This is a genomic window from Streptomyces sp. T028, from assembly GCF_048159505.1.
Lineage (GTDB): Bacteria > Actinomycetota > Actinomycetes > Streptomycetales > Streptomycetaceae > Streptomyces.
This window is the reverse complement of record NZ_JBLRVZ010000049.1, coordinates 19,234-40,710: the sequence shown is the minus strand read 5'-3', so window position 1 is coordinate 40,710 and position 21,477 is coordinate 19,234. Positions and strand designations below refer to the sequence as shown.

Annotated in this window: 22 protein-coding genes; 14 read left to right on the top strand and 8 right to left on the bottom strand. The window is 70.5% G+C overall.

The features are described from left to right. The first annotated feature begins 18 nt into the window (after positions 1-18). A complete protein-coding gene (locus ACLZN2_RS38955) occupies positions 19-1,749 on the top strand; it encodes an SGNH/GDSL hydrolase family protein (RefSeq protein WP_416984327.1) in 1,731 nt (576 codons plus the stop codon). On the opposite strand, the gene ACLZN2_RS38950 is transcribed toward ACLZN2_RS38955, so the two are convergent. Beyond that, positions 1,743-1,841: a DUF397 domain-containing protein gene (locus ACLZN2_RS38950; RefSeq protein WP_416984326.1), complete on the bottom strand. Its 99-nt coding sequence runs from the start codon at positions 1,839-1,841 to the stop codon at positions 1,743-1,745. The two genes, ACLZN2_RS38955 and ACLZN2_RS38950, sit on opposite strands and share 7 nt — an antisense overlap. 174 nt (positions 1,842-2,015) lie before the next feature. Here ACLZN2_RS38950 and ACLZN2_RS38945 point away from each other — a divergent pair, with 174 nt between their 5' ends. From ACLZN2_RS38945 to ACLZN2_RS38930, 4 genes are all read left to right on the top strand, one after another. Beyond that, positions 2,016-2,717 carry a hypothetical protein gene (locus ACLZN2_RS38945; protein ID WP_416984325.1) on the top strand — a complete coding sequence of 234 codons (702 nt, stop codon included), beginning with the start codon at positions 2,016-2,018 and terminating at the stop codon, positions 2,715-2,717. A gap of 115 nt (positions 2,718-2,832) precedes the next feature. Then, positions 2,833-3,099: a hypothetical protein gene (locus ACLZN2_RS38940; protein ID WP_256251843.1), complete on the top strand. Its 267-nt coding sequence runs from the start codon at positions 2,833-2,835 to the stop codon at positions 3,097-3,099. Then, positions 3,096-3,548, top strand: a complete 453-nt coding sequence (locus ACLZN2_RS38935; protein WP_416984324.1) for a hypothetical protein — start codon at positions 3,096-3,098, stop codon at positions 3,546-3,548. The genes ACLZN2_RS38940 and ACLZN2_RS38935 overlap by 4 nt, the downstream gene beginning before the upstream one ends. 101 nt (positions 3,549-3,649) lie before the next feature. After that, complete coding sequence (locus ACLZN2_RS38930) at positions 3,650-3,943, top strand: hypothetical protein (protein ID WP_416984323.1); 294 nt, start codon at positions 3,650-3,652, stop codon at positions 3,941-3,943. 27 nt (positions 3,944-3,970) lie between these two features. Here ACLZN2_RS38930 and ACLZN2_RS38925 read toward each other — a convergent pair whose 3' ends face one another. From ACLZN2_RS38925 to ACLZN2_RS38910, 4 genes are all read right to left on the bottom strand, one after another. Further along, positions 3,971-4,621 (bottom strand): hypothetical protein, encoded by a 651-nt coding sequence (locus ACLZN2_RS38925; protein WP_416984322.1) that lies wholly within the window; start codon positions 4,619-4,621, stop codon positions 3,971-3,973. An 18-nt stretch (positions 4,622-4,639) separates the two neighbouring features. Further along, the gene (locus tag ACLZN2_RS38920) at positions 4,640-7,060 is read right to left on the bottom strand and encodes a glycosyltransferase (protein WP_416984321.1); all 2,421 of its coding nucleotides are present in this window, start codon (positions 7,058-7,060) and stop codon (positions 4,640-4,642) included. Beyond that, entirely contained in the window at positions 7,057-7,761 is a 705-nt protein-coding gene (locus ACLZN2_RS38915; protein WP_416984412.1) for a GntR family transcriptional regulator, read from the bottom strand. The genes ACLZN2_RS38920 and ACLZN2_RS38915 overlap by 4 nt, the downstream gene beginning before the upstream one ends. A gap of 136 nt (positions 7,762-7,897) precedes the next feature. Then, a complete protein-coding gene (locus ACLZN2_RS38910) occupies positions 7,898-9,253 on the bottom strand; it encodes an aspartate aminotransferase family protein (protein ID WP_416984320.1) in 1,356 nt (451 codons plus the stop codon). 203 nt (positions 9,254-9,456) lie between these two features. Here ACLZN2_RS38910 and ACLZN2_RS38905 point away from each other — a divergent pair, with 203 nt between their 5' ends. Both ACLZN2_RS38905 and ACLZN2_RS38900 read left to right on the top strand, forming a co-directional pair. Then, positions 9,457-11,286: a protein kinase domain-containing protein gene (locus tag ACLZN2_RS38905; RefSeq protein ID WP_416984319.1), complete on the top strand. Its 1,830-nt coding sequence runs from the start codon at positions 9,457-9,459 to the stop codon at positions 11,284-11,286. 98 nt (positions 11,287-11,384) lie between these two features. Beyond that, on the top strand, positions 11,385-12,914 hold the full coding sequence (locus ACLZN2_RS38900; protein WP_416984318.1) for a substrate-binding domain-containing protein: 1,530 nt from the start codon (positions 11,385-11,387) through the stop codon (positions 12,912-12,914). A gap of 129 nt (positions 12,915-13,043) precedes the next feature. Here ACLZN2_RS38900 and ACLZN2_RS38895 read toward each other — a convergent pair whose 3' ends face one another. Further along, on the bottom strand, positions 13,044-13,790 hold the full coding sequence (locus tag ACLZN2_RS38895; protein ID WP_416984317.1) for an SLATT domain-containing protein: 747 nt from the start codon (positions 13,788-13,790) through the stop codon (positions 13,044-13,046). A 231-nt stretch (positions 13,791-14,021) separates the two neighbouring features. On the opposite strand from ACLZN2_RS38895, the gene ACLZN2_RS38890 reads away from it, so the two are divergent. The 5 genes from ACLZN2_RS38890 (at position 14,022) to ACLZN2_RS38870 (ending at position 16,654) form a co-directional block, all read left to right on the top strand. Further along, positions 14,022-14,366, top strand: coding sequence for a YbaB/EbfC family nucleoid-associated protein (locus ACLZN2_RS38890; protein ID WP_359001575.1), 345 nt, complete (start codon positions 14,022-14,024; stop codon positions 14,364-14,366). 60 nt (positions 14,367-14,426) lie between these two features. Then, a complete protein-coding gene (recR, locus tag ACLZN2_RS38885) occupies positions 14,427-15,026 on the top strand; it encodes a recombination mediator RecR (protein ID WP_133910782.1) in 600 nt (199 codons plus the stop codon). Then, positions 15,019-15,684, top strand: a complete 666-nt coding sequence (locus ACLZN2_RS38880; protein WP_416984316.1) for a DUF5063 domain-containing protein — start codon at positions 15,019-15,021, stop codon at positions 15,682-15,684. Before recR ends, ACLZN2_RS38880 begins: the two co-directional genes overlap by 8 nt. Positions 15,685-15,835: 151 nt before the next feature. Then, positions 15,836-16,018, top strand: coding sequence for a hypothetical protein (locus ACLZN2_RS38875; protein ID WP_416984315.1), 183 nt, complete (start codon positions 15,836-15,838; stop codon positions 16,016-16,018). A gap of 138 nt (positions 16,019-16,156) precedes the next feature. Next, positions 16,157-16,654, top strand: a complete 498-nt coding sequence (locus ACLZN2_RS38870) for an SgcJ/EcaC family oxidoreductase (protein ID WP_416984314.1) — start codon at positions 16,157-16,159, stop codon at positions 16,652-16,654. On the opposite strand, the gene ACLZN2_RS38865 is transcribed toward ACLZN2_RS38870, so the two are convergent. Both ACLZN2_RS38865 and ACLZN2_RS38860 read right to left on the bottom strand, forming a co-directional pair. Beyond that, positions 16,655-18,007: a sensor histidine kinase gene (locus ACLZN2_RS38865; protein WP_416984313.1), complete on the bottom strand. Its 1,353-nt coding sequence runs from the start codon at positions 18,005-18,007 to the stop codon at positions 16,655-16,657. It abuts the gene before it with no gap. Next, positions 18,004-18,678, bottom strand: coding sequence for a response regulator transcription factor (locus tag ACLZN2_RS38860; protein ID WP_416984312.1), 675 nt, complete (start codon positions 18,676-18,678; stop codon positions 18,004-18,006). The genes ACLZN2_RS38865 and ACLZN2_RS38860 overlap by 4 nt, the downstream gene beginning before the upstream one ends. A 207-nt stretch (positions 18,679-18,885) precedes the next feature. Between ACLZN2_RS38860 and ACLZN2_RS38855 the strand changes: the two genes are divergently transcribed. Together ACLZN2_RS38855 and ACLZN2_RS38850 are read left to right on the top strand one after the other, a co-directional pair. Then, positions 18,886-20,163, top strand: coding sequence for an aspartate kinase (locus ACLZN2_RS38855; RefSeq protein WP_416984311.1), 1,278 nt, complete (start codon positions 18,886-18,888; stop codon positions 20,161-20,163). Continuing rightward, positions 20,163-21,233 (top strand): aspartate-semialdehyde dehydrogenase, encoded by a 1,071-nt coding sequence (locus tag ACLZN2_RS38850; protein ID WP_416984310.1) that lies wholly within the window; start codon positions 20,163-20,165, stop codon positions 21,231-21,233. Before ACLZN2_RS38855 ends, ACLZN2_RS38850 begins: the two co-directional genes overlap by 1 nt. Positions 21,234-21,477 lie beyond the last annotated feature (244 nt).

The following is a 21,477-nucleotide window of genomic DNA, read 5'->3' as shown; positions in this document are numbered from 1 at the left end:
ACCATGGAGGAACCACGCATGGCGAACATGAAACGGCGGCACCGCTGGCGGACGGGCATGCTCGGTCTTGTCCTGTCCCTGGGGTTCGCGACCGGGTGCGCGGGCCTCGGCGGGAGCCCCGCCGCGGACCCCGCGCCCGTGGACGCGGGGGCCAAGGAGTCGCTCTCCGCCGCCTCGTCCGCCGCCGCGTCCTCCTCCGTCACCGCCGCCTCGGCGGCCGGCATGGAGTACGTCGCGATGGGCAGCTCGTTCGCCGCGGGGCCGAGCATTCCGCCGGTGAAGGAGGGCAGCGTGGCGGCCGCGTGCATGCGGTCGAACAACAACTACGCCAGCATCGTGGCCCGTGACACCGGGGCGAAGCTGACGGACGTCACGTGCAGTGGTGCCACCACGGCGAACATCCTCACCGCGAGCCAGGCCGGGCAGGGGGCGCAGATCAATGCCGTGAAGAGCACGACCCGCCTGGTCACGGTCACCATCGGCGGCAACGACGTCAACTACCTGGGCAGCGTCGTCTCGTACTCCTGCCAGAACAGCGGCGGGACCAACTGCGGGACCGTCAGCACGTCCGCGATCGACACGGCCCTCGGCGCGGTGAGGGGGCGGATCCAGAACGTCGTGAAGGCCGTTCACAAGATCTCCCCGCGGGCGCGGGTGTTCCTCGTCAACTACATGTCCGTCGTGCCCGACGGCGCCGCCTGCACCGGTGTTCCGCTCACCGCGAGCCAGCTGGCGTACGAGCGCACCGTCGCCTCCCGTCTCGCCGACGCGACCTCCGCCGCCGCCACCGTCACCGGGGCGACCCTGGTCAACGTCGCCGCCGCGAGCAAGGGCCACAACGCGTGCTCGTCCAGCCCGTGGGTGGAGAAGTACAAGCCGGCGTCGGGCCGGGCCACGTACCACCCCAACGAGGCCGGTATGAAGGCCGTGGCCTCGTTGGTGAAGTTCGCGATGGCCACCAGCAGCCCGCTGCCCGCCGGCTACACCCGGTGCGCGAGCGAGGGCGGCACCTGCACCTTCAGCGGCACCCGCGCGGTGGCCTTCGGCTCCGGGACATACGCCTACAAGACGGCGACCGGCAGCATCCCCTGCACCAGCGCCTCCTTCGGCGGCGACCCGGCGGCCGACACCATCAAGACCTGCTACATCGCCATCGCGGGCGGCCCCTACGGGTACACCAAGTGCGCGGCCGAGGGCGGCACCTGCAAGGTCCCCGGCTACAACCGTGACGTCGTCTTCGGCACCAACGGCAACTTCAAGCACCTGGTCACCAGCGGCAGCATCGCCTGCACCAGCGCCAAGTTCGGCGGCGACCCGGCGGCGAACGTCGTCAAGTCCTGCTACATCGCGCCGAGCGGCGCCCCGGCCGGCTGGACCAAGTGCTCCGCCGAGGGCGGCACCTGCGCGGCCGTCGCCGGACAGCCCGTGATGTACGGCGCGTACGGCTCGTTCAACACCGCCGTCGCCGCGGGCAACACCGCCTGCACCAGCGCGTCCTTCGGGGGTGACCCGATCGGCAACGAGACCAAGTCCTGCTACACCGGCCCCGCCGCCCCGGCCGGCTACAAGGCGACCGCCTGCGCCTCCCAGGGCGGCACCTGCGCGTTCACCGGGAAGCGGACCGTCGCCTACGGCGCGAAGGGCCGCTTCGTCTACAAGACCCTCTCCGGCGGCACCACCTGCAAGGCGGCCGTGTTCGGCGTCGACCCGCTCTACGGCGTCCTCAAGAGCTGCTACCTCACCTACTGAGCGCGTACCTGCTGTACGAAGGCGGCCCAGGACTCGGCGGAGACGCTGAGGACGGGGCCGCCGGGGTTGTTCTTGGAGTCGCGGATCCACACGCTGCTGCTCCGCGGCGCGCTTCACTCCGGCGAGTGAAAAGCGGGAACTTCCGCCTGGGAAAACCCAGTTCTGGCTTGCGTTCGTCGCTTTGCGTGGTCGTAGAGTCACGGCAACGGAAACGCCCCCGCGGTGCGACAACACCCGGGGGCTCGACACCAGGAGCCACACTCCCGATGCGGATTCATCGTACGACGCCCACGCGCGCCTTTTCAGTCTTCTCCAACACTCTCCTCCGCGACCGGAGCCTTTCCTGGTGCGCGGTAGGCGTACTGACGTACCTCCTGAGCCTCCCGGACGGCGCTCGGGCGACGATCCGAACCCTCTCCGAGCAGCGCAAGGAGGGGCGGTCGCGGATCGCCTCCGCCCTGCGTGAGCTGGAGGATTCCCGGTATCTGCGGCGGGTGGTGCGGCAGGATCCCGAGACGCGTCAGTTCTCCACCGTCTACGAGGTGTTCGATACTCCGTACGAGGACGAGCCCCCCACGGGTGAACCTGAAAAAGTTCAGAACCGGGACTCCGGTGAGTCGGACGGCGAGCCCTCGGGCCCGTCCCCTTCGGGGGAAAACACCGGAGGGAAAGAACCTCCCTCCCCGCCGCCGGTCGCGCCGCTGGTGGAGGAGTGGTGGGAGGCGGGCGCTTCCAGCGCCCAGGTGCGCGCGGCTCTGGCGAGCGGCTTGCCCGCTCGCGTGTACTCGGCGGGCGCGATCGTGGAGAACCGCCTGCAGCGCAAACGCCCCAGCGCGCCAACGGCCGGGCCGGTCAGGACCGTTGAGGTCGAACTCCGCAAGCCCGGTGCCGCAGTCTTCCGGGAGGCCGCGCAGCGGGGCGGTGCGCTGGCCCGCGCGCTGCTGCGAGGTGGGCCCGCGCCCGCGTAGGCGCACACAGACTCCCGGCCGGTAATGGCCTGTCGGGCCCTTCGAAAGAAACGGAGTGTCGATGACCATCGCACTCGAACGCCCTGAGGTGGTATACCGTCGGTATACTGTGCTCATGGCTGACACCACGATCAAGGTCGACCCCGCTGTCCGTGACCGCCTCCAGGAGCTCGCCCGGGAGCGCGGGATGAGCATGCGTGACCTCGTCGCTCAGCTGGCCGGGGCCACTCCGACCAAGGAAGAGCTGCGGAAGCAGTACGAGGAGACCAAGGCGTACGTGGAGGAGCACTTCCTCGGCAGGCCCTACACCGAGGAGGACGAGAAGGCCGGTGAGAAGCTGTGGGCCGACCTCGAGGCCGGGCGAATCGGGGAGGTCCAGTGACGGGGGAGAAGCGATACCCGCTGCCGCGTGCGGTCATCTTCGACGACACCGCCGCGCTCGCCCTGGGGGCGGGAAACAGCATGGCTTCGCGGCTGGTCGTCGGAGCCGAGAAGGATCCGGCGCTGCGCGTGTACATCCCCGCGCTGAGCCTCGCCGCAGCCGAGCGTGAGCGTGCCGGAGTCGCCGAACACGTGGGCGCGTTGCCGTCCGTGAACATCGAGGCCCTCGACTTCGCGGCGGCCACCTCCGTCGGCAAACGGCTGCGGACGGCGGCGGCCGAGGGCGAGGACCTGGACGGCAAGGCCGAGGACGACTGGAGTGGCGCCCACGTGCTGCACCTCGCGCTGCCGACCGTCGAGTGGCCGCACGGCCGTCCCGTTCTGACCAGGACGCCGACGCGCTACCGGGGAACCGGTATCCGGACCATCCGCATCGTCGAACAGTCGTGAACCAGGGGCGCCCTCGACCGGGGGCGCCCCCATCTGTCCGGGCATATCCTGAAATCGCCATCCGCGCGCGCCCACCCAAGACCCAGAAGAAGGTGACCGCGATGCGCATGATGCTGAAGGCGTCCATGAACACGGAGAAGGCCAACGACCTCATCCGGAACGGGACTCTCGGGAAGCTGATCCAGGAGTCGCTGGAGCAGATCAAGCCCGAGGCGGCCTACTTCACGGCGGACGCCGGCCGGCGGACCGCCTACATATTCTTCGACATGGCGGACCCGTCCGACATGCCGGTGATCAGCGAGCCGTTCTTCCTCGAACTGGGTGCGGACATCAGCTACACACCCGTGATGAACAGGGAAGACGTCCAGAAGGGACTCTCCAGGCTCGGCCGTTGACGTTGACGCTGAGCCGGCTCCCGGGCTTCAGCTGAACACGATCATCGACCCCTGCGCCAGACTCCGCGTCGCCGCCGCGTGCAGCCCCAGCCAGACGTGCCGTTCGCGGGCGAAGGGGCTGGGATCGTACGGCGCGGCCACGGCCGGCTCCTCCAACTCCGTGGGTGCGGTGGGGGCCTGGGGCGGACCCGGCGGGTTCGACGGGTCGATGCCGATCGACGGGGCGACGAACTCCAGCTCCCGGAGCAGGGACTGGGAGGAGCCCAGGGGGCCGCCTCCGGCGAGGAGATCGTCGTTCGACAGCGGGTGCGGGAAGTCGACGGGGACGTACGCGCCCGCGTGGTCGTAGTGCCAGACCAGGTGCGACTGCTGGGCGGTGGACTCGAACATCTCCAACAGCTGCTCGTAGTCGCCGCCCAGTTCGTCGACCGGGGTCACCGGCAGCCCGCACACCTGCAGCAGATACGCCCGGCGCAGGAAATGCAGCGCGTCATAGTCGAAACCGGCGACCGGGGCGACCTCTCCGGACAGCCCCGGCATGTACTGGTACACCGGCACCGGCGGCAGCCCCGCCTCCGCCAGCACCTTGTTGTACTGCGCGAGTTCGTCGGCGAACGGGTTGTCGGGGGTGTGGCACAACACGTCGACGAGCGGTACCAGCCACAGGTCACAGGCCAAAGAGAGCTCCTCCGGTCGTTAGTCGTGCAGGTCCCATACCCACACACCGTCCACCCGCCTACCGGGTCGGCCCACCAGTTTGTCCACAGTCTCACGCAGGACGTCCGCATGGGGCTGCGGGGTCAGCACCAGCACCCCCGCCCGCCAGTACGCGAGGTCCGCCGCGGTCGCCTCCCGCGCCGCCGTGTCGATCACGGGTACGACGCCCGTGACCTGGGCGTCCTGCAGCAGGCTCGCCGTGAAGCGGAGCGGCACCCCGTACACGCCGGTGCGGTCGCCGTCGCCGTACGGCCCGTTGAAGTAGCCGCCGGGCATCCGGAAGCCCAGTCCGGCGGCCGTCTGCCAGTGCAGGGCCTCGGCGGCGCCGGGCTCGGCGAGCGGCACGGGGACGAGCGTCTCGCCGTCCTGGACGTACGACTTCCAGGTCCCGTCCGTGTAGAACGCGGGCACCTCGGCGCGCGGCTCCGACCGCAGCGGGGCGGGGACGAGGGGAAGCAGGGCGAGGCCCACGGCTGCCAGTCCGGCGTGGCGGACCGTTCGTGTCACCCCGGCCGCCGTCCGTTCCGCCACTGCAAGCGCCACCAGCATCCCCAGCACCGGCCCGCAGATCATCGCCACCCGGCTCTCGATCACCGACTCGAAGAGGGGGAGTTCGTCGAGGAGCGCCCAGGGGCCCGGGACACCGCCGACGCGGGGGCCCATGGAGAGCAGGGCCGCCACGAGGACCGTCGCCGACAGTGCCCGTACGACCGGGCGCCGGCGCCACAGCAGCACGGTGATCGCCAGGGCCAGCAGGGCGAGGGGCCAGCCGTAGAAGGCGTTCTGCTCGGTGGGGTTGAGGGTGAGGGCCCGGGTGGCCTCGGCGTCGCCCGCGAGCAGTGAGCGTTCGGCGAAGGTGAGCAGCGCGCGCAGGGAGTTGGCGGTGCCGGGGGCCGTGCCGTGGTCGATGCCGTCGTAGGACTGCGGGCCGGAGAACTGCCAGGCCAGGGGGTAGAGGGCGAGCGGGAGGCAGACGGCCGCCCCGATCGCCAGACCGCGCAGCAGGGGGCGTACGGCTGCCGCCGCCTCCTTCGGGCGTACGGCTGTGTGGGCGAGCGCGAACAGGAGCATGCCGATCGCCGCCAGCAGCAGCGCTTCCTCGCCGAGGAAGACCTGGTACGCCGCCATCAGGCCCAGGATCACCGCGTCCCGCGTGACCCGGGTGCCCGCACACAGGCGCAGGGCCCGGTCGACGATCAGCGGGATCATGAAGAGGACGACGAAGTTGGGGTGGGCGTTGGCGTGGCTGACGAACGGCGGGGCGAAGGCGGCCAGGGTGGCTCCGGCGAAGGCCGCGCCCCGGTGCGGGGTGAGGCGTTTCGCGATCAGCCAGTACCAGGCGGCGGCGGTCGCGGCCAGGCCCAGTGTCATCACCAGGCTGAGCGTGACCGCCGGCCCGAACAGCAGCGTCACCGGGGTCAGCGGCACGGAGAGGCCCGGCATGGCCGTGTTGGCCATCAGGTTCACCCCGTCGGGGAAGCCCTGGAGGTCGCTGAAGAGGGGGTTTCGAAGATGGGCGACGTTGTCCGCCGTCACCGCGAAGAACCACTCCCACTGGTTCTGGTCCTGGAGCGAGTCGGTGAGATAGCGGTGCGCCGGGTCGAGGACGCGGCCGGAGTAGAGGGCGACGGAGAAGGCCAGGAAGAGGAGCACGGCCAGGAGGTCGGTGCGGCGCAGGCGGGCCAGATCGCGCAGGAAGCGGAGGTAGTCCGGCGGGCGCACCTTCGAGCCGGGCCGGTGCGACCAGTGCACCGGCACCTCGGCCACCGGCCAGTCCGCCCGCTGGAAGTGCCGCAGCACCTCCACGTCGATGGCCCAGCCGTCGACCCGGGAGGCGGCGAACGCGGCGCGCGCCTTGTCGCCGTCGAACAGCTTGAACCCGCACTGGGTGTCGCGGATCCCGCGTACGGCGGTCGCGCGTATGACGAGGTTCCCGGCCTTGCCGAGGAGTTCGCGGGCGCGGTGCTGGCGGTCGCCCAGGGTGGCGCCGGGCACGGCGCGCGAGCCGACGGCCGCCGCGTGGCCCTCGGTGAGCGCGTGCTCCAGCCGGTCCAGTTCGGTCACGGGGGTCGCGAGATCGGCGTCGGTGACGAGGATCCGGCGGCCCCGTGTGGCGGCGACGCCCAGCCTGAGGGCGTGGCCCTTGCCCCTGCCCTCACCGGTGACGGCCCGGATACGCGGGTCCCGGCGGGCGGCGACGAGGTCACCGGTGGCGTCCGTGGAACCGTCGTCGACGACGACGATCTCCCAGCCCGCCCCGGTCTGTTCGAGATGGTCCACCAGGGCGTCGAGCGTGGGGCTCAGCCGCAGCTCCTCGTCCCGGGCCGGAACGACCACGGACAGCTCGACGGTCTCCCCGGTCTCCCGGTCGGTCTTCCGGTCGGTGGCCGTCGCCGTCACTCCGCCGCCAGCCGCTCGATCAGCGCGATGGAGTCGGCGTTGTACTCGGCGAGCATCCTGCGGGCCGTGACGGTGTCGCGCTCGTACAGGGCGTCGACGAGTTCGCTGTGGCCGGACCACAGCTGCCCGCGCAGATCGGTCAGCCGGCGCACATGCTGGACCGTGCACACCCAGGTCTGCACCCGCAGCCGGTGCAGGAAGTCGACGAGATACGGGTTGCCGAAGAAGTCGCTGAGCTCACGCCAGAAACGCAGGTCGTAGCCGATGAGGACGGTGAGGTCACCGGCGGCGGCGGCCCGCTGGGCCTCCTCGCCGCGCCGCCGCACCCCGTTGATGGCGGCGGCGACCTCCACCGGGTCGTCCGAATCGCGGCGGGACCCCCGTCCCCCCTCCAACCGCAGGAACATCCCCTCGATGATCAGCGAGCGCGCCTCGATCATGCCCCGGTAGTCCTCCACGGAGTACTCGTGGACCCGGAACCCCCGGTGCTGGTCGGCCTCCAGCAGCCCCTGCGCCGAGAGATCCACCAGCGCCTCGCGGACCGGGGTCGCCGAGACGCCGTACTGCTCGGCGATCTCCTTGACCGTGAACTCCTGCCCGGGCTGCAGACGGCCTCCCAGCACCTCGTCGCGGAGCGCGTCGGCGATCTGCTGCCGCAGGGTGCTGCGCGTCACGGCGCCGGTGCCGCTGCTGCCGTGCATCTTCGGGGCGTCTCCCTCGGGGCCGTACGGACGGAAAGTGGCGTGCTCGTCGTTATGTACGAGCACGCCACCTTACGCGTTCGGAGATTTCAAGCCCCTACACGCGTAGCGTGCGTCCGCTGTCCCCGTTCTGTGCCTACCCGGTGTACTCGTCGGCGACCGAAAGGGCCTGGTCAAGGGCCGCGAGGCCCTCCTTCACCTCGGACTCCGAGACATTCAGCGGGGGCACGAAATGCGTCCGGTTCATGTGGACGAAAGGCCACACCCCGGCCTTCTTCGCGGCCACGCCGAAGGCCGCCATCGCCGCGTTCGCCTCACCGGCCGCGTTGTAGGGGACGAGCGGTTCCCGCGTCTCGCGGTCCTTCACCAGCTCGATCGCCCAGAACATGCCGACCCCGCGAACGTCGCCGACGCTCGGGTGCCGCTCGGCCAGCGCCCGCAGCCCCGGCTCGACGACGGACGCGCCCAGGTTCCGCGCGTTCTCGACGATCCCCTCCTCCGCCATCGCGTTGATCGTGGCGACGGCGGCGGCGCAGGCCAGCGGATGCCCGGAGTACGTCAGCCCGCCCGGGTACGCCCGCTTGCCGAACGTCTCCGCGATCGCGCCGGAGATCGCCACCCCGCCGAGCGGCACATAGCCGCTGTTCACGCCCTTGGCGAAGGTCATCAGATCGGGTACGACCCCGAACAGGTCGGCGGCGAACCACTCACCGGTGCGGCCGAACCCGGCCATCACCTCGTCCAGGACGAACACGATCCCGTACTTGTCGCAGATCTCACGGACCCCGGCGAGATAGCCGGGCGGCGGCACCATGATCCCGGCCGTGCCGGGGACGGTCTCCAGGACGATCGCGGCGATGGTCGCGGGCCCCTCGAAGGCGATCGTCGTCTCCAGGTGCTCCAGCGCCCGCGCGCACTCCTGCTCCTCGGTCTCGGAGTAGAAGCGGGAGCGGTACAGGAAGGGTGCCCAGAAGTGCACGACCCCGGCGGAGGCGGTGTCGGAGGCCCAGCGGCGCGGGTCGCCGGTGACGTTGATCGCCTGCTGGGTGCCGCCGTGGTAGGAGCGGTAGGCGGAGAGGACCTTCGCCCGGCCGGTGTGCAGCCGCGCCATGCGCACGGCGTGTTCGACGGCGTCCGCGCCGCCGTTGGTGAAGAAGATCTTGTCCAGGTCGCCCGGGGTGCGCTCGGCGATCAGCCGGGCCGCCTCCGAGCGTGCCTCGACGGCGAAGGCGGGCGCGAAGGTGGTCATCCGCGCGGCCTGCTCCTGGATCGCGGCGACGACCTTCGGATGCTGGTAGCCGATGTTGGCGTAGACGAGCCCGCTGGTGAGGTCGAGGTACCGCCTGCCGTCGTGGTCCCAGAAGTACGACCCCTCCGCGCCTGCCACGGCGAGCGGGTCGATGAGCTCCTGCGCTGACCAGGAGTGGAAGACATGCGCACGGTCCGCGGCCTTCACGGCGGCGCCGGCCCGGGAGTCGGTCTGAGGGGTCATGGCGGGGAGCGTAGGAGCGGGGTGCGGGGCGGCGGTATCGGCGGTTTGTTCCGTGGGCGGGGGGATTCCGCGACAGGTTGTCGCGTGTACCGGACGATGCGGAACAGCCCGTTACGGAACCGTAGACATCGCGCCACGCGACTCCCTGAACGGCCGGTCTATTCTCGGCTCGATCACACATGGGGAGGAAAGGCGGCGCTGCCATGGAGAAACTGGGCCCGAAGGACCCGCAGCGCATCGGCGGCTACCGGCTGCTCGCGCGGCTGGGAGCAGGGGGTATGGGGCAGGTCTACCTGGCCCGTTCCGACCGCGGGCGGACCGTCGCGGTCAAGCTGGTCAAGCCGGAACTGGCCGCGCGCGAGGAGTTCCGCGCCCGCTTCCGGCAGGAGGTGCGCAACGCGCAGCGGGTCGGCGGCTTCTGGACCGCGCCCGTCCTCGACGCCGACACCGAGGCCGCCGTGCCCTGGGTCGCCACCGGCTATGTCGCGGGCCCCAGCCTCCAGCGGGTCGTCGGCCACGACCACGGCCCCCTGCCCGAACGCTCGGTCCGCATCCTCGCCGCCGGTCTCGCGCACGCGCTCACCAACATCCACGCCGCCGGGATCGTCCACCGCGACCTCAAGCCGTCCAACGTGATGGTCACCATCGAAGGCCCCCGCGTGATCGACTTCGGGGTCGCGCGAGCCCTGGAGTCGGTGAGCGACAGCGGCCTCACCCGGACCGGCGCGGTCGTCGGCTCGCCCGGTTTCATGGCCCCCGAGCAGGTGCGCGGCGAGCCGATCACCCCGGCCAGCGATGTCTTCTGCCTCGGCTCCGTCCTCGCCTACGCGGCCACCGGCACCCTCCCCTTCGGAGGTGCCGAGGGCGGGGAGCACGCCCTGATGTTCCGCATCGCCGAGGAGGAACCCGACCTCTCGGGCGTCCCCGAGGGCATCGCCGACCTGGTCCGCGCCTGTCTGCGCAAGGACCCCGCCGCCCGTCCCTCCCTGCCCTGGATCCTGGAGCGAACCGGCACCGGCGGCACCCTCGTCGACGGCCACTCCCGCGAGCCCTGGCTGCCGAGCGCGCTGGTCGCCCAGCTCGGGCAGCACGCCGTACGGCTGCTGGAGACGGAGGACCCGGAGGGCGCCCCGGAACACAGCGGGCGGCAGGGCTACGGCGACGGACGGGGAGCGTCGACGCCGGGGGCCGCCGTACTGCGGACGCCGATCGCCCCGGCCGCCGTACCGCACCCGGCGTACGGCCACACCCAGCAGCACCCGCAGGCAGCCGGCTACGGCTATCCCCAGCAGGCGCCGCAGAACCCGTACGCGGGGGACGCCTCCGGCTACGGCACCACCGGTTACGGCACCTCGCCGTACGGGGGACCGCCGTCCGGGGGCCCGACCCCGCCGTACGACCCCTCGTACGCCCCTTCCTCCGCCCCCACCCACGATCCCTCCTACGACGACGAGCCGGAGCCGTCCCGCCGCAGTGGCCGTACGACCGCGCTGCTGGTGGTGATCGCGCTGGTCGTCGCGCTCGCGGCCGGGGGGTCGGTGTACGCGTTCATGAACGGTGACGGCTCCTCCTCCGACGCGAAGGCGGGCCCGTCGCCGAGCCGTACGGCGGACTCCGGGTCGTCCGACCCCGCTCCCTCCGGGGACGAGTCGTCGTCCTCCCCGTCGCCGTCCGCCTCCGCGACGGGCGCCGGCGCGATCCCCGCCGACTACCTCGGCACCTGGACCACCACGATCGACAACGAGACCGGCGAGAACACGCGCCGGCTGACCATCAAGCAGGGCAAGGTCGGGGACGTGGTGCTCTCGCTCGTCGCCGACGGCGACGGGTACCACTGCGAGTTCACCGCAGAGCTTGCCGAACGCCCCGACAGCGACGGACCGTTGGCGATAGGACCGTCCACCGTCACCTCGGGGCGGCCGCGTTCGTCCTGCACCCCGGGCGAGGCCACCGAGGTCACGCTCCTGTCCGACGGCAGGCTGCGACGCGTCAACTCCGACACCGGGGAGAAGCTGACGTACAGCCGCCGGTGAACGTCCGGCGAACGTCCATCGACGTGTCCGGAATGCGCCCCCGCACGGCCGTACGGTGAACTCACAAGCGGCTGTCGGGAGTTGCGGGGGCACCCACAGTGGACTGGCTGAACGCGGAGAACGTCGTCGCCGTCGGAACGGCGGTGATCGGCATCGTCGCGTCCGGTGTCATGGTCTGGTACGAGCGCCGGGTGCCGCGCCGCAAACGCATCGGCTACCGGGTGCAGATGGACAACCCGATCGGCGACGACGTCAGATCCGGCCGTGCCAACCGCCGCCTCGGGCTGTTCGAAGAGACCCCGAACATGGTCGACGCCACCCTGGTCCTGCTCCGCATCGAGAACGACGGCTCGCAGGGCATCGCCCGCGACGACTACACCGGGCCCGAACGCCACGGCCTGACCGCCGTCTTCACCGACCGCGTCATCCGTGGGGTGTCGGTCACCCAGCCGACCGACACCGACCACCTCATGGACCACTTCACCGCGGACCGGGGCTTCGGCTACGACGGCAACACCCTGCGCATCCCGCGTGTCCCCCTCAACCGCGGCGACCACTTCAAGCTGCTCGTCCTGCTCTCCGGCGGCGACGTCGGCCACGGCATCCGGCTCTACGGCGGGCTGCGCGACGGCGAGGTCCACCCCAACCGCAGCGCGACCCCCGACGACACCCCGCCGCTGTTCAGCCGGGCCGCCCGGCTGATCTCCATCATGCTCACGATCTCCGTGGTGACCCTCGCGACGATCGTCGTCGTCCGCGACGACACCCCGCCCCCGATCGGCTGCGAGCGCGGCACGCTCACCGTGACCGGCTCGACCGCGTTCGCCCCCGTCGTCCGCGAGGTGGCCCGCGCCTACGCGGAGGACTGCGAGGGCGCCGCCATCACCGTCGATGCCCACGGCTCCACGGCGGGCATCCGCGAGCTGACGGCGGAGGGCGCCGACGCCAAGAAAGGCTCCCCGCCGCTGATCGCCCTCTCCGACGGTCCCAAACCGGCCGGACTGGAGGAACTGCGCGAGAACCGGGTCGCGGTGTCGGTGTTCGCCGTCGTCGTCAACGACGACATCCACCTCAAGAACCTCTCCACGACCGCCGTACGCCGCCTCTACCGGGGTGAGATCACCAACTGGACGCAGCTCGGCGGCCCCGACCTCCCGGTCATCCTCGTCAGCCGTGACGCCAACTCCGGGACCCGGCAGGTGTTCCAGCGGCGCGTGCTCGGCCGGGGCGAGATCGAGAACTCCTCCGCCGACTGCGCGCACAAGGACTACCCGTCATCCCCCGTGGTGCGCTGCGAACTCGACTCCACCCAGCAGGTGCTGAACACCGTGGCCGCCACCCCGGGCGCCATCGGCTACAGCGAGCTCAACCTCGCCGACCGCGCGAAGGGGCTCCACCCTCTCGACCTCGACGGCGAGCCGCCCTCCGTCGACGCCATCGAACACGGCACCAGCGACTACCCGTACCGCGAGATCGAATACGCCTACACCTACGGCCGCCCCCCGGCCGACTCCCTCGCCTCCAGCTTCCTCACCTACCTGACCAGAGGAAACGGCCAGGACGTCACCCGCACCCACGGCCACCTCCCCTGCTGGTCCCCAGAGGGCTTGCGATTGTGTCAGACGTAGCTGCGGGCAGCCGCCATCGCCGCTGCAGCTGCGGGCAATCGTGCCGCTGGGGCGGCACGGGTGGGCGCAGCGGCACCCCCCCCCAGCGGGCAGCGCCCGGCCCCACCCCCGCCCAGCACAAACGAACCCTCACCGAGGCTCAGGGGGCCGCTGCCGAGGCATGTTCGGCCGCGAGTTCGCCCCCGGCGGCATCGGAAACCGCCCCTGCACCCCCGTATCGACCCGCCCCCCAGAAGCCACCGCCGACTGAATCCCCAACGGCGCCGACCCGGTCCGAAACTCCACCATCCAGTCCGCGGTCTCCGCCCGCACCAACTCCATCACATCCTCCGAGAACCGCCGCAGCACAGCCAGACACCGCTCCGCGGCCTCACTCGCCGTCCCCTCCGCCGGCCCCAACACCTCCCGCACACTCTCGCTCGCCCAGTCGAACTGCAGCACCTGAAGCCGCCGCTGCACCGCCTGCGCCGTGGCCACGTCCCTTATCCACCCGGACGTCACCCCGAAGAACCGGTCCACCACCACACACGCCACCGCGAGCAGCAGCGCCAGATACCCCCACGGCGCCACCCCGCCGATCACCCCGGTGAGATCGAGCAGCGGCAGCCCCGCCCCGGCGACCGCCCCCGTCGCCGCCCCGCCCCGCAGCACCCGCGCCCCCCGCCGCTTCCACACCCGGTCCGCGAGATACCAGGCCGCCGTCTGCAGCGCCCCCCGCTCCACCCACCGGTACAGCTCCTCCAGCCGCTCCGCCGGTTCGCCCCAGTCGCCGAGCGGAAACGCCCGCCCGGTCAGATCGCCCGGCCGCAGCCCGGCCGCACCCTCGCCCCGCCCGTCCTGAGGCGGACCCTCGGGCTGCATCTCCGGCTGACCCACGGCACTCCCTTATGACTCAGTGACTCCGCGTAACGTCTGATGCTGATGTGCCGGACCCTTCCTACCTCCCAATGGGTGGCGAAGGGGACGCTTTGGTCGCTTTTCCGCCCGGAAGTGGGCCTTGATCAGGTATACGCCGCTGGGCAAACTCACTCGAAAGAGTGGCGGGGCGATGGGCCCATCGAGCACGTAGGCTCGTGCCAGACAGGAAAACGCAGACAGGAGCTGATCGTGATTCCCGGTGGTGGCCAGCCCAATATGCAGCAGCTGCTCCAGCAGGCCCAGAAGATGCAGCAGGACCTGGCCCGTGCCCAGGAGGAGCTCGCGAACACGGAGGTCGACGGGCAGGCGGGCGGCGGTCTGGTGAGGGCGACGGTAACGGGCTCCGGTGAACTTCGCGCGTTGAGGATCGACCCGAAGGCCGTGGACCCCGAGGACACCGAGACCCTCGCCGACCTGATCGTCGCGGCCGTCCAGGCGGCCAACCAGAACGCGCAGACGCTCCAGCAGCAGAAGCTCGGCCCGCTGGCCCAGGGTCTCGGCGGCGGCAGCGGTATTCCCGGCCTGCCTTTCTAAGACGGGCCCCGGCCAACTACCGTACGTACTGCAAGGAACCCCAGGAAGGACGGCAGTCCGTTGTACGAAGGCGTGGTCCAGGACCTCATCGACGAGCTGGGGCGGCTGCCCGGCGTCGGTCCCAAGAGCGCGCAGCGGATCGCCTTCCACATCCTCCAGGCGGAACCGACGGACGTACGGCGGCTCGCCCAGGCCCTGATGGAGGTCAAGGCGAAGGTCCGCTTCTGCGCGACCTGCGGGAACGTGGCGCAGGAGGAGCTGTGCGGCATCTGCCGCGACGCCCGCCGCGACCCGACCGTCATCTGTGTCGTGGAGGAGCCGAAGGACGTGGTGGCGATCGAGCGGACCCGTGAGTTCCGGGGCCGCTACCACGTCCTGGGCGGAGCGATCAGTCCGATCGAGGGCGTCGGCCCCGACGACCTGCGCATCAGGGAACTGCTGGCCCGCCTCGCGGACGGCACGGTCACGGAACTGATCCTCGCCACGGACCCCAACCTGGAGGGCGAGGCGACGGCCACGTACCTCGCCCGCATGATCAAGCCCATGGGCCTGAAGGTCACCCGCCTGGCCAGCGGCCTCCCGGTGGGTGGCGACCTGGAATACGCGGACGAGGTCACCCTCGGCCGCGCCTTCGAGGGGAGACGACTCCTAGATGTCTGACGCCACGCTGCACGCGACCGACCAGAACCCGGACGACTTCGCGGTCCAGATCGCGGACCAGGTGGAGAGCTTCCTGGTGGCCGTCACGGAGGTGGCCAAGGGCGACGAGCCGGGCTCAGCCGTCCCCTTCCTCCTCCTGGAGGTCTCGCAGCTGCTCCTCGCGGGCGGCCGTCTCGGCGCGCACGAGGACATCGTCCCCGACGAGCGCTACGAGCCCGACACGGGCCCGGACGTCGACGTGGACGGACTCCGCGAGAACCTCGCCCGGCTCCTGGACCCGGTCGACATCTACTCCGAGGTCTTCGACCCCTACGAGCCGCGCAAGGCGCCCGTCCCGGCCCGTATCTCCGACGACCTCGCCGACGTCATCACCGACCTCCGCCACGGCATGGCCCACTACCGTGCCGGCCGCACCACGGAGGCCCTGTGGTGGTGGCAGTTCTCCTACTTCTCCAACTGGGGCTCCACCGCCTCCGCCACCCTGCGCGCCCTCCACTCCGTCCTCGCCCACATCCGTCTCGACCAGCCCCTCGACGAACTCGACGGCCTGGACACCGACCAGGGCGTGGGCGACGACACCCTGGAGTTCGAGGCGGGCAAGGTGATGGAGGAGGAGATCGCCGAACAACTGGGCCTGGGCGGCCGCCCGGCCCACTAGCACCTGTCCTGGGACCTGTACGGCGGGGCGTGGTGTACCTGGCTACACCATCGGTTCGGGGGTGCGCTCTCTCCTTCGCGCAGGTCGGAGACGGGATCGTGGTTCTCGTCAGCAGAAGCCACCGATCACCGAATCTCCAAGGACTCCCGCCATGAAGTCGCTCCTCTCCTCCCGTCCCGTCCTGTGGTTCCTCTTCCTGTTCAACCTCGTCGTCGCCGTCGCCGCACCCTTCGTCGTGGACGGATCGCAGGGTGTGATGACCGCCGTGGGCATGGGGGTCGTGTCGCTCGGGGCCGGGGTCAGCCTTCTGCGCGGCAAGCGGGCCGTTGCCTGAGAAGGCTGGGAACGCCTGAGAAAGCCGGAGAAATTGGCGGCGTCCTGGACGTCCGCTGTACGACCGCTGCACGGGCCCTAACCGGCCGGACGCGAGGCTTGGGTCATCCCAACAGGCACACCCCGCACAGGAGTTGCGATGACCCGAAAGACCCGCATACGCGCCGCCCTCGTCACCGCCACCGCCCTCGTCACCGCCGCCACGGTGACGGCGGGAGTCAGTGCGGCCGGGTCCGAGAAGGCCCACAAGCCGAGCAAGAAGCAGATCGCCGCCCTCTTCGACGGCTGGAACGCCGCGTTGCGGACGGGCGACCCGGAGAAGGTCGCGGACCGCTACGCCAAGGACGCGGTCCTGCTGCCCACCCTCTCCAACAAGGTCCGCACGGACCGCGCCGGCATCGTCGACTACATGGAGCACTTCCTCGAGAACAAGCCGGTCGGCAAGAAGATCGAGACGCACGTCAACGTCCTCGACGGCAACTCCGCCCTCGACTCCGGCGTGTACCAGTTCACGCTCACCGACCACGCCACCGGCAAGAAGCGTGTCGTGGAGGCCCGTTACACCTACGAGTACGAGAAGCGCGGCGGCAAGTGGCTCATCGTGAACCACCACTCCTCCGCGATGCCCGAAGGCTGATCAGCCGGTCCGCAGCGCCGCCCGCAGGGTGATGCGTACGCACAGGCCGCCTCCTGGAGCGTCCATCAGGCTCACCGTCCCGCCGTCGTCCGTCACCAGCTGCTTGACGACGGCCAGGCCGAGCCCCGAACCGGAGCGTCCGGTCAGGCCCTGACCGCGCCAGAAGCGGTCGAAGGCGCGGGACTTCTCCGCGTCGGACATGCCGGGTCCCTCGTCCGCGACGGACAGGACCAATTCCTGCCCAACGGATTCCATCCGGACGGTGATCGTCGCGCCGTCCGGTGAGACCTCAAGGGCATTGGAGAGCACGTTGTCCAGCACCTGGTCCAGATGACCGGGGCTGGCCAGCACAGACGGCCGGCCGTCGACACCACCCCCCATGAGCGCGATGGTGACTCCGCGCTCGTCGGCGGCCGGTCGCCACACCGTCAGGCGTTCGTCCACGATGTCCATGAGCGGCAGCGGCTCCGCCGCCGTCACCTTCGCCTCGGCCCGCGCCAGCACCAGCAGCCCGTTCACCAGCCGGCTCATCCGGACGACTTCCGCCGTCGCCTGCTCCACGTCCTCCCGTACGAATTCGTCGTCCACCCCGTCCGCGATGTTGTCCAGCGACAGCCGCAACGCGGTGAGCGGGGTGCGGAGTTGGTGGGAGGCGTCGGCGACGAAGATGCGCTGCGACGCGACCAGGGTGTCCAGGCGTTCGGCGCCCTGGTTCAGGGTGCGGGCGAGGGTCTGGGTCTCGGCCGGGCCCGTCACGGGGGAGCGCGCGGTCAGGTCGCCGTCGCTGAACTTGCTCGCCATGGAGTTGAGTTCACGCAGAGGGCGGGTGATCCGGCGGGCCGCGTACGCGCCGATCGCGGCGGCCGCCGCCAGGACGAACACGGCGAGCCCGGCCCGGAAGCCCCAGATCGACCACAGGCGCCCGGTCATGTCCGAGGTCGAGTAGACGATCCGTACGGCCGCGTCGCCCTCGGCGGGGACGGTGACCGTCAGCCGACTGCCCCAGATGAAGTCCGAACCCCAGTCGGTGGTCTGCCCGTTCCGCTCCACGGCCCGGGTCAGCGCCGCGTCCGCCGCCGGCTTCGGCAGGCCCGGGGTACAGGTGCCGGTGGGTGTGACCTGGACCTCGCCGGGGGTCTTGCGGCTGTACGCCGCGGCCACCTTGGTCAGGGCCTCGCACGAGATGCTGTCGCCGTTGCCCAGCAGCAGCGCCATGGTGTTGGCCTCGCGCAGGACGGACAGTTCGGTGTCGTCGCGCAGCTGCTTGGTGAGCGTGAAGGCGACCGGCACCGTGAACAGCAGGATGGCGACCGCGACGAGCAGGATGTAGCTGCGGATGAGCTGGCGGTTCATGTCGCGATCTCAAGCCGGAAACCGACCCCGCGGACCGCCTCGATGGTGACGATCCCCGCGAGCTTGCGCCGCAGCGCCGCCACATGCACGTCGAGCGTCTTGGTCGGGCCGAACCAGTTCGCGTCCCAGACCGCTTCCATGATCTGCTCGCGGGACATCAGCGCCCCCGGCTCCTCGGTGAGGAAGGCCAGCAGGTCGTACTCCTTCGGCGCGAGGGCGACCTCCGCGCCGTCCACGTGCACCCGGGCCGCCTTGCGGTCGACGGTCAGCCGGGAGCCGTACCGGTCCGGACCGGCTGCGGCCTCCCCGGTCGTACGGGGCTGCACGCGCCGCATCACGGCCCGTATCCGCGCGATGACCTCCCGGACCCCGAAGGGCTTGGAGACGTAGTCGTCGGCGCCCAGCTCCAGGCCGACCACCCGGTCCGTCTCGTCGCTGCGCGCGCTGATCACGATGATCGGCACGTCCCCGCGCTCGCGCAGCGCCTTGCAGACGTCGAGGCCGTCGGTGTCCGGCAGGCCCAGGTCCAGAAGGACGACGTCGTAGGGGCCGGCGTGGGCGAGGGCGGCGGCGCCCGTGGTGACCCAGTCGACCTCGAAGCCGTAGCGCCTCAGTCCGCGCCCGAGCGACTCGGCGACCGGCTCGTCGTCTTCCACCAGGAGTACGTGCACAGCCGCACGATAGTGCGTTGAACTGCTTGAAACTTAATCAACAGCTATCACTTCCGTTTCAGGGGGGAAGGGAAGTGTGCGGACGGGCGTCCGGCACATCTCACGATGCGGTACTCGGGGGGTGAATTTCGGGCGCTCGTTAGACTGAGCCGACCGCAGTACAAGGGCGTATGTGCGGAAAGAAGACAAACTGAGCGAGGAGCGCACGTGGGCCTTGTCGTGCAGAAGTACGGAGGCTCCTCCGTAGCCGATGCCGAGGGCATCAAGCGCGTCGCCAAGCGGATCGTGGAAGCGAAGAAGAACGGCCACCAGGTGGTCGTCGTCGTTTCCGCGATGGGCGACACGACGGACGAGCTGATCGATCTCGCCGAGCAGGTGTCACCGATGCCTGCCGGACGTGAGTTCGACATGCTGCTGACCGCCGGAGAGCGGATCTCCATGGCCCTGCTGGCGATGGCGATCAAAAACCTGGGCCACGAGGCCCAGAGCTTCACCGGCAGCCAGGCAGGCGTCATCACCGACTCGGTCCACAACAAAGCCCGGATCATCGATGTCACGCCGGGCCGCATCCGGGAATCCCTCGACAAGGGCAACATCGCCATCGTCGCCGGGTTCCAGGGTGTCAGCCAGGACAAGAAGGACATCACGACCCTGGGCCGTGGCGGCTCCGACACGACCGCCGTCGCCCTCGCCGCCGCGCTCGACGCCGAGGTCTGCGAGATCTACACCGACGTCGACGGTGTGTTCACCGCCGACCCGCGCGTGGTGAAGAAGGCCCGGAAGATCGACTGGATCGCCTTCGAGGACATGCTGGAGCTCGCGGCCTCCGGCTCCAAGGTGCTGCTCCACCGCTGTGTGGAGTACGCCCGCCGCTACAACATCCCGATCCACGTCCGGTCCAGCTTCAGCGGACTTCAGGGCACCTGGGTCAGCAGTGAGCCGATCGAGCAAGGGGACCAGAAGGTGGAGCAGGCCATCATCTCCGGTGTCGCGCACGACACCTCCGAGGCCAAGATCACGGTCGTCGGTGTGCCGGACAAGCCGGGCGAGGCCGCCGCGATCTTCCGGACGATCTCGAACGCCGAGATCAACATCGACATGATCGTGCAGAACGTGTCGGCCGCGTCGACCGGGCTGACCGACATCTCCTTCACGCTTCCCAAGGCCGAGGGCCGCAAGGCCATCGACGCGCTGGAGAAGAACAAGGAGGGCATCGGCTTCGACTCGCTGCGCTACGACGACCAGATCGGCAAGATCTCGCTGGTCGGCGCGGGTATGAAGACCAACCCCGGGGTCACCGCCGACTTCTTCACCGCACTGTCCGACGCGGGCGTGAACATCGAACTCATCTCGACCTCCGAGATCCGCATCTCGGTCGTCACCCGCCAGGACGACGTGAACGAGGCCGTGCGCGCCGTGCACACCGCCTTCGGGCTCGACTCCGACAGTGACGAGGCCGTCGTCTACGGAGGCACCGGGCGCTGATGACCCCGCCGATCACGGGGGCCCGCCGGCCGACGCTCGCGGTCGTGGGGGCGACCGGGGCCGTCGGCACCGTCATGCTCCAGATCCTGTCCCAGCGGGCGGACATCTGGGGCGAGATCCGTCTTGTCGCCTCACCGCGCTCGGCCGGCCGCAAGCTGGCCGTGCGCGGCGAGCAGGTCGCGGTCGTGGCCCTGTCGGAGGAGGCCTTCGACGGGGTCGACATCGCCCTGTTCGACGTACCGGACGAGGTCGCCGCGCAGTGGGCGCCGGTCGCCGCCGCCAAGGGCGTGGTCGTCGTGGACAACTCCGCCGCCTTCCGGATGGACCCGGACGTGCCGCTGGTCGTGCCCGAGGTCAATCCGCACGCCGTGCACATCCGGCCGCGCGGGATCGTCGCCAACCCCAACTGCACCACCCTGTCGATGATCGTCGCCCTCGGCGCGCTGCACGCCGCGTACGGGCTGCGCGAGCTGGTGGTGTCCTCGTACCAGGCGGTCAGCGGGGCCGGGCGGGCCGGCGTGGAGACGCTCCGGCAACAGATGTCGCTGGTCGCCGGCACCGAGCTCGGGACCTGTCCCGGTGACGTACGCCGGGCCGTCGGGGAGAACACGGGGCCGTTCCCGGAGCCGGTCGCGCTGAACGTCGTACCGTGGGCCGGAACGCCGCGCGAGGACGGCTGGTCGTCGGAGGAGATGAAGGTGCGGGACGAGTCCCGCAAGATCCTCGGACTGCCGAAGCTGCCGGTGGCCGTGACCTGTGTCCGGGTGCCGGTCGTCACCACGCACTCCCTCACCGTCCACGCCCGCTTCCAGGACACGGTCACCGTGGACGGCGCCCGCGAGATCATCGCCACCGCGCCCGGGGTCGTCCTGTTCGACAACCCGGAGGCGGGGGAGTTCCCCACACCGGCCGACGTCGTCGGCACCGACCCGACCTGGGTGGGCCGGGTCCGGCGGGCCCTGGACGACCCGACGGCCCTGGAACTCTTCGTGTGCGGGGACAATCTACGCAAAGGGGCGGCCCTGAACGCCGCGCAGATCGCGGAGCTGGTGGCGGCCGAGCGCAACTGACCCACGGGTCAGGAGCGGTCGGCAAAAGCCCTGGCCAGGGCCGTGGGCAAAGTGTGAGCCGGTAGATGGTTCGGACCACTTGTTTCGGACACCGTTGTCGTCTGAAGATTGCTTCCAGACTTCCTCCCCGTTCTGTGCAACCGCGCACAGGGCGGGGAGCGTCTTTGCGGTCCCGGCGTGGGGACGCCGTGATCCGGGCGTGGGGACGCCCGTTCATATGGGATACAAGGGAAGAGCGGGACAC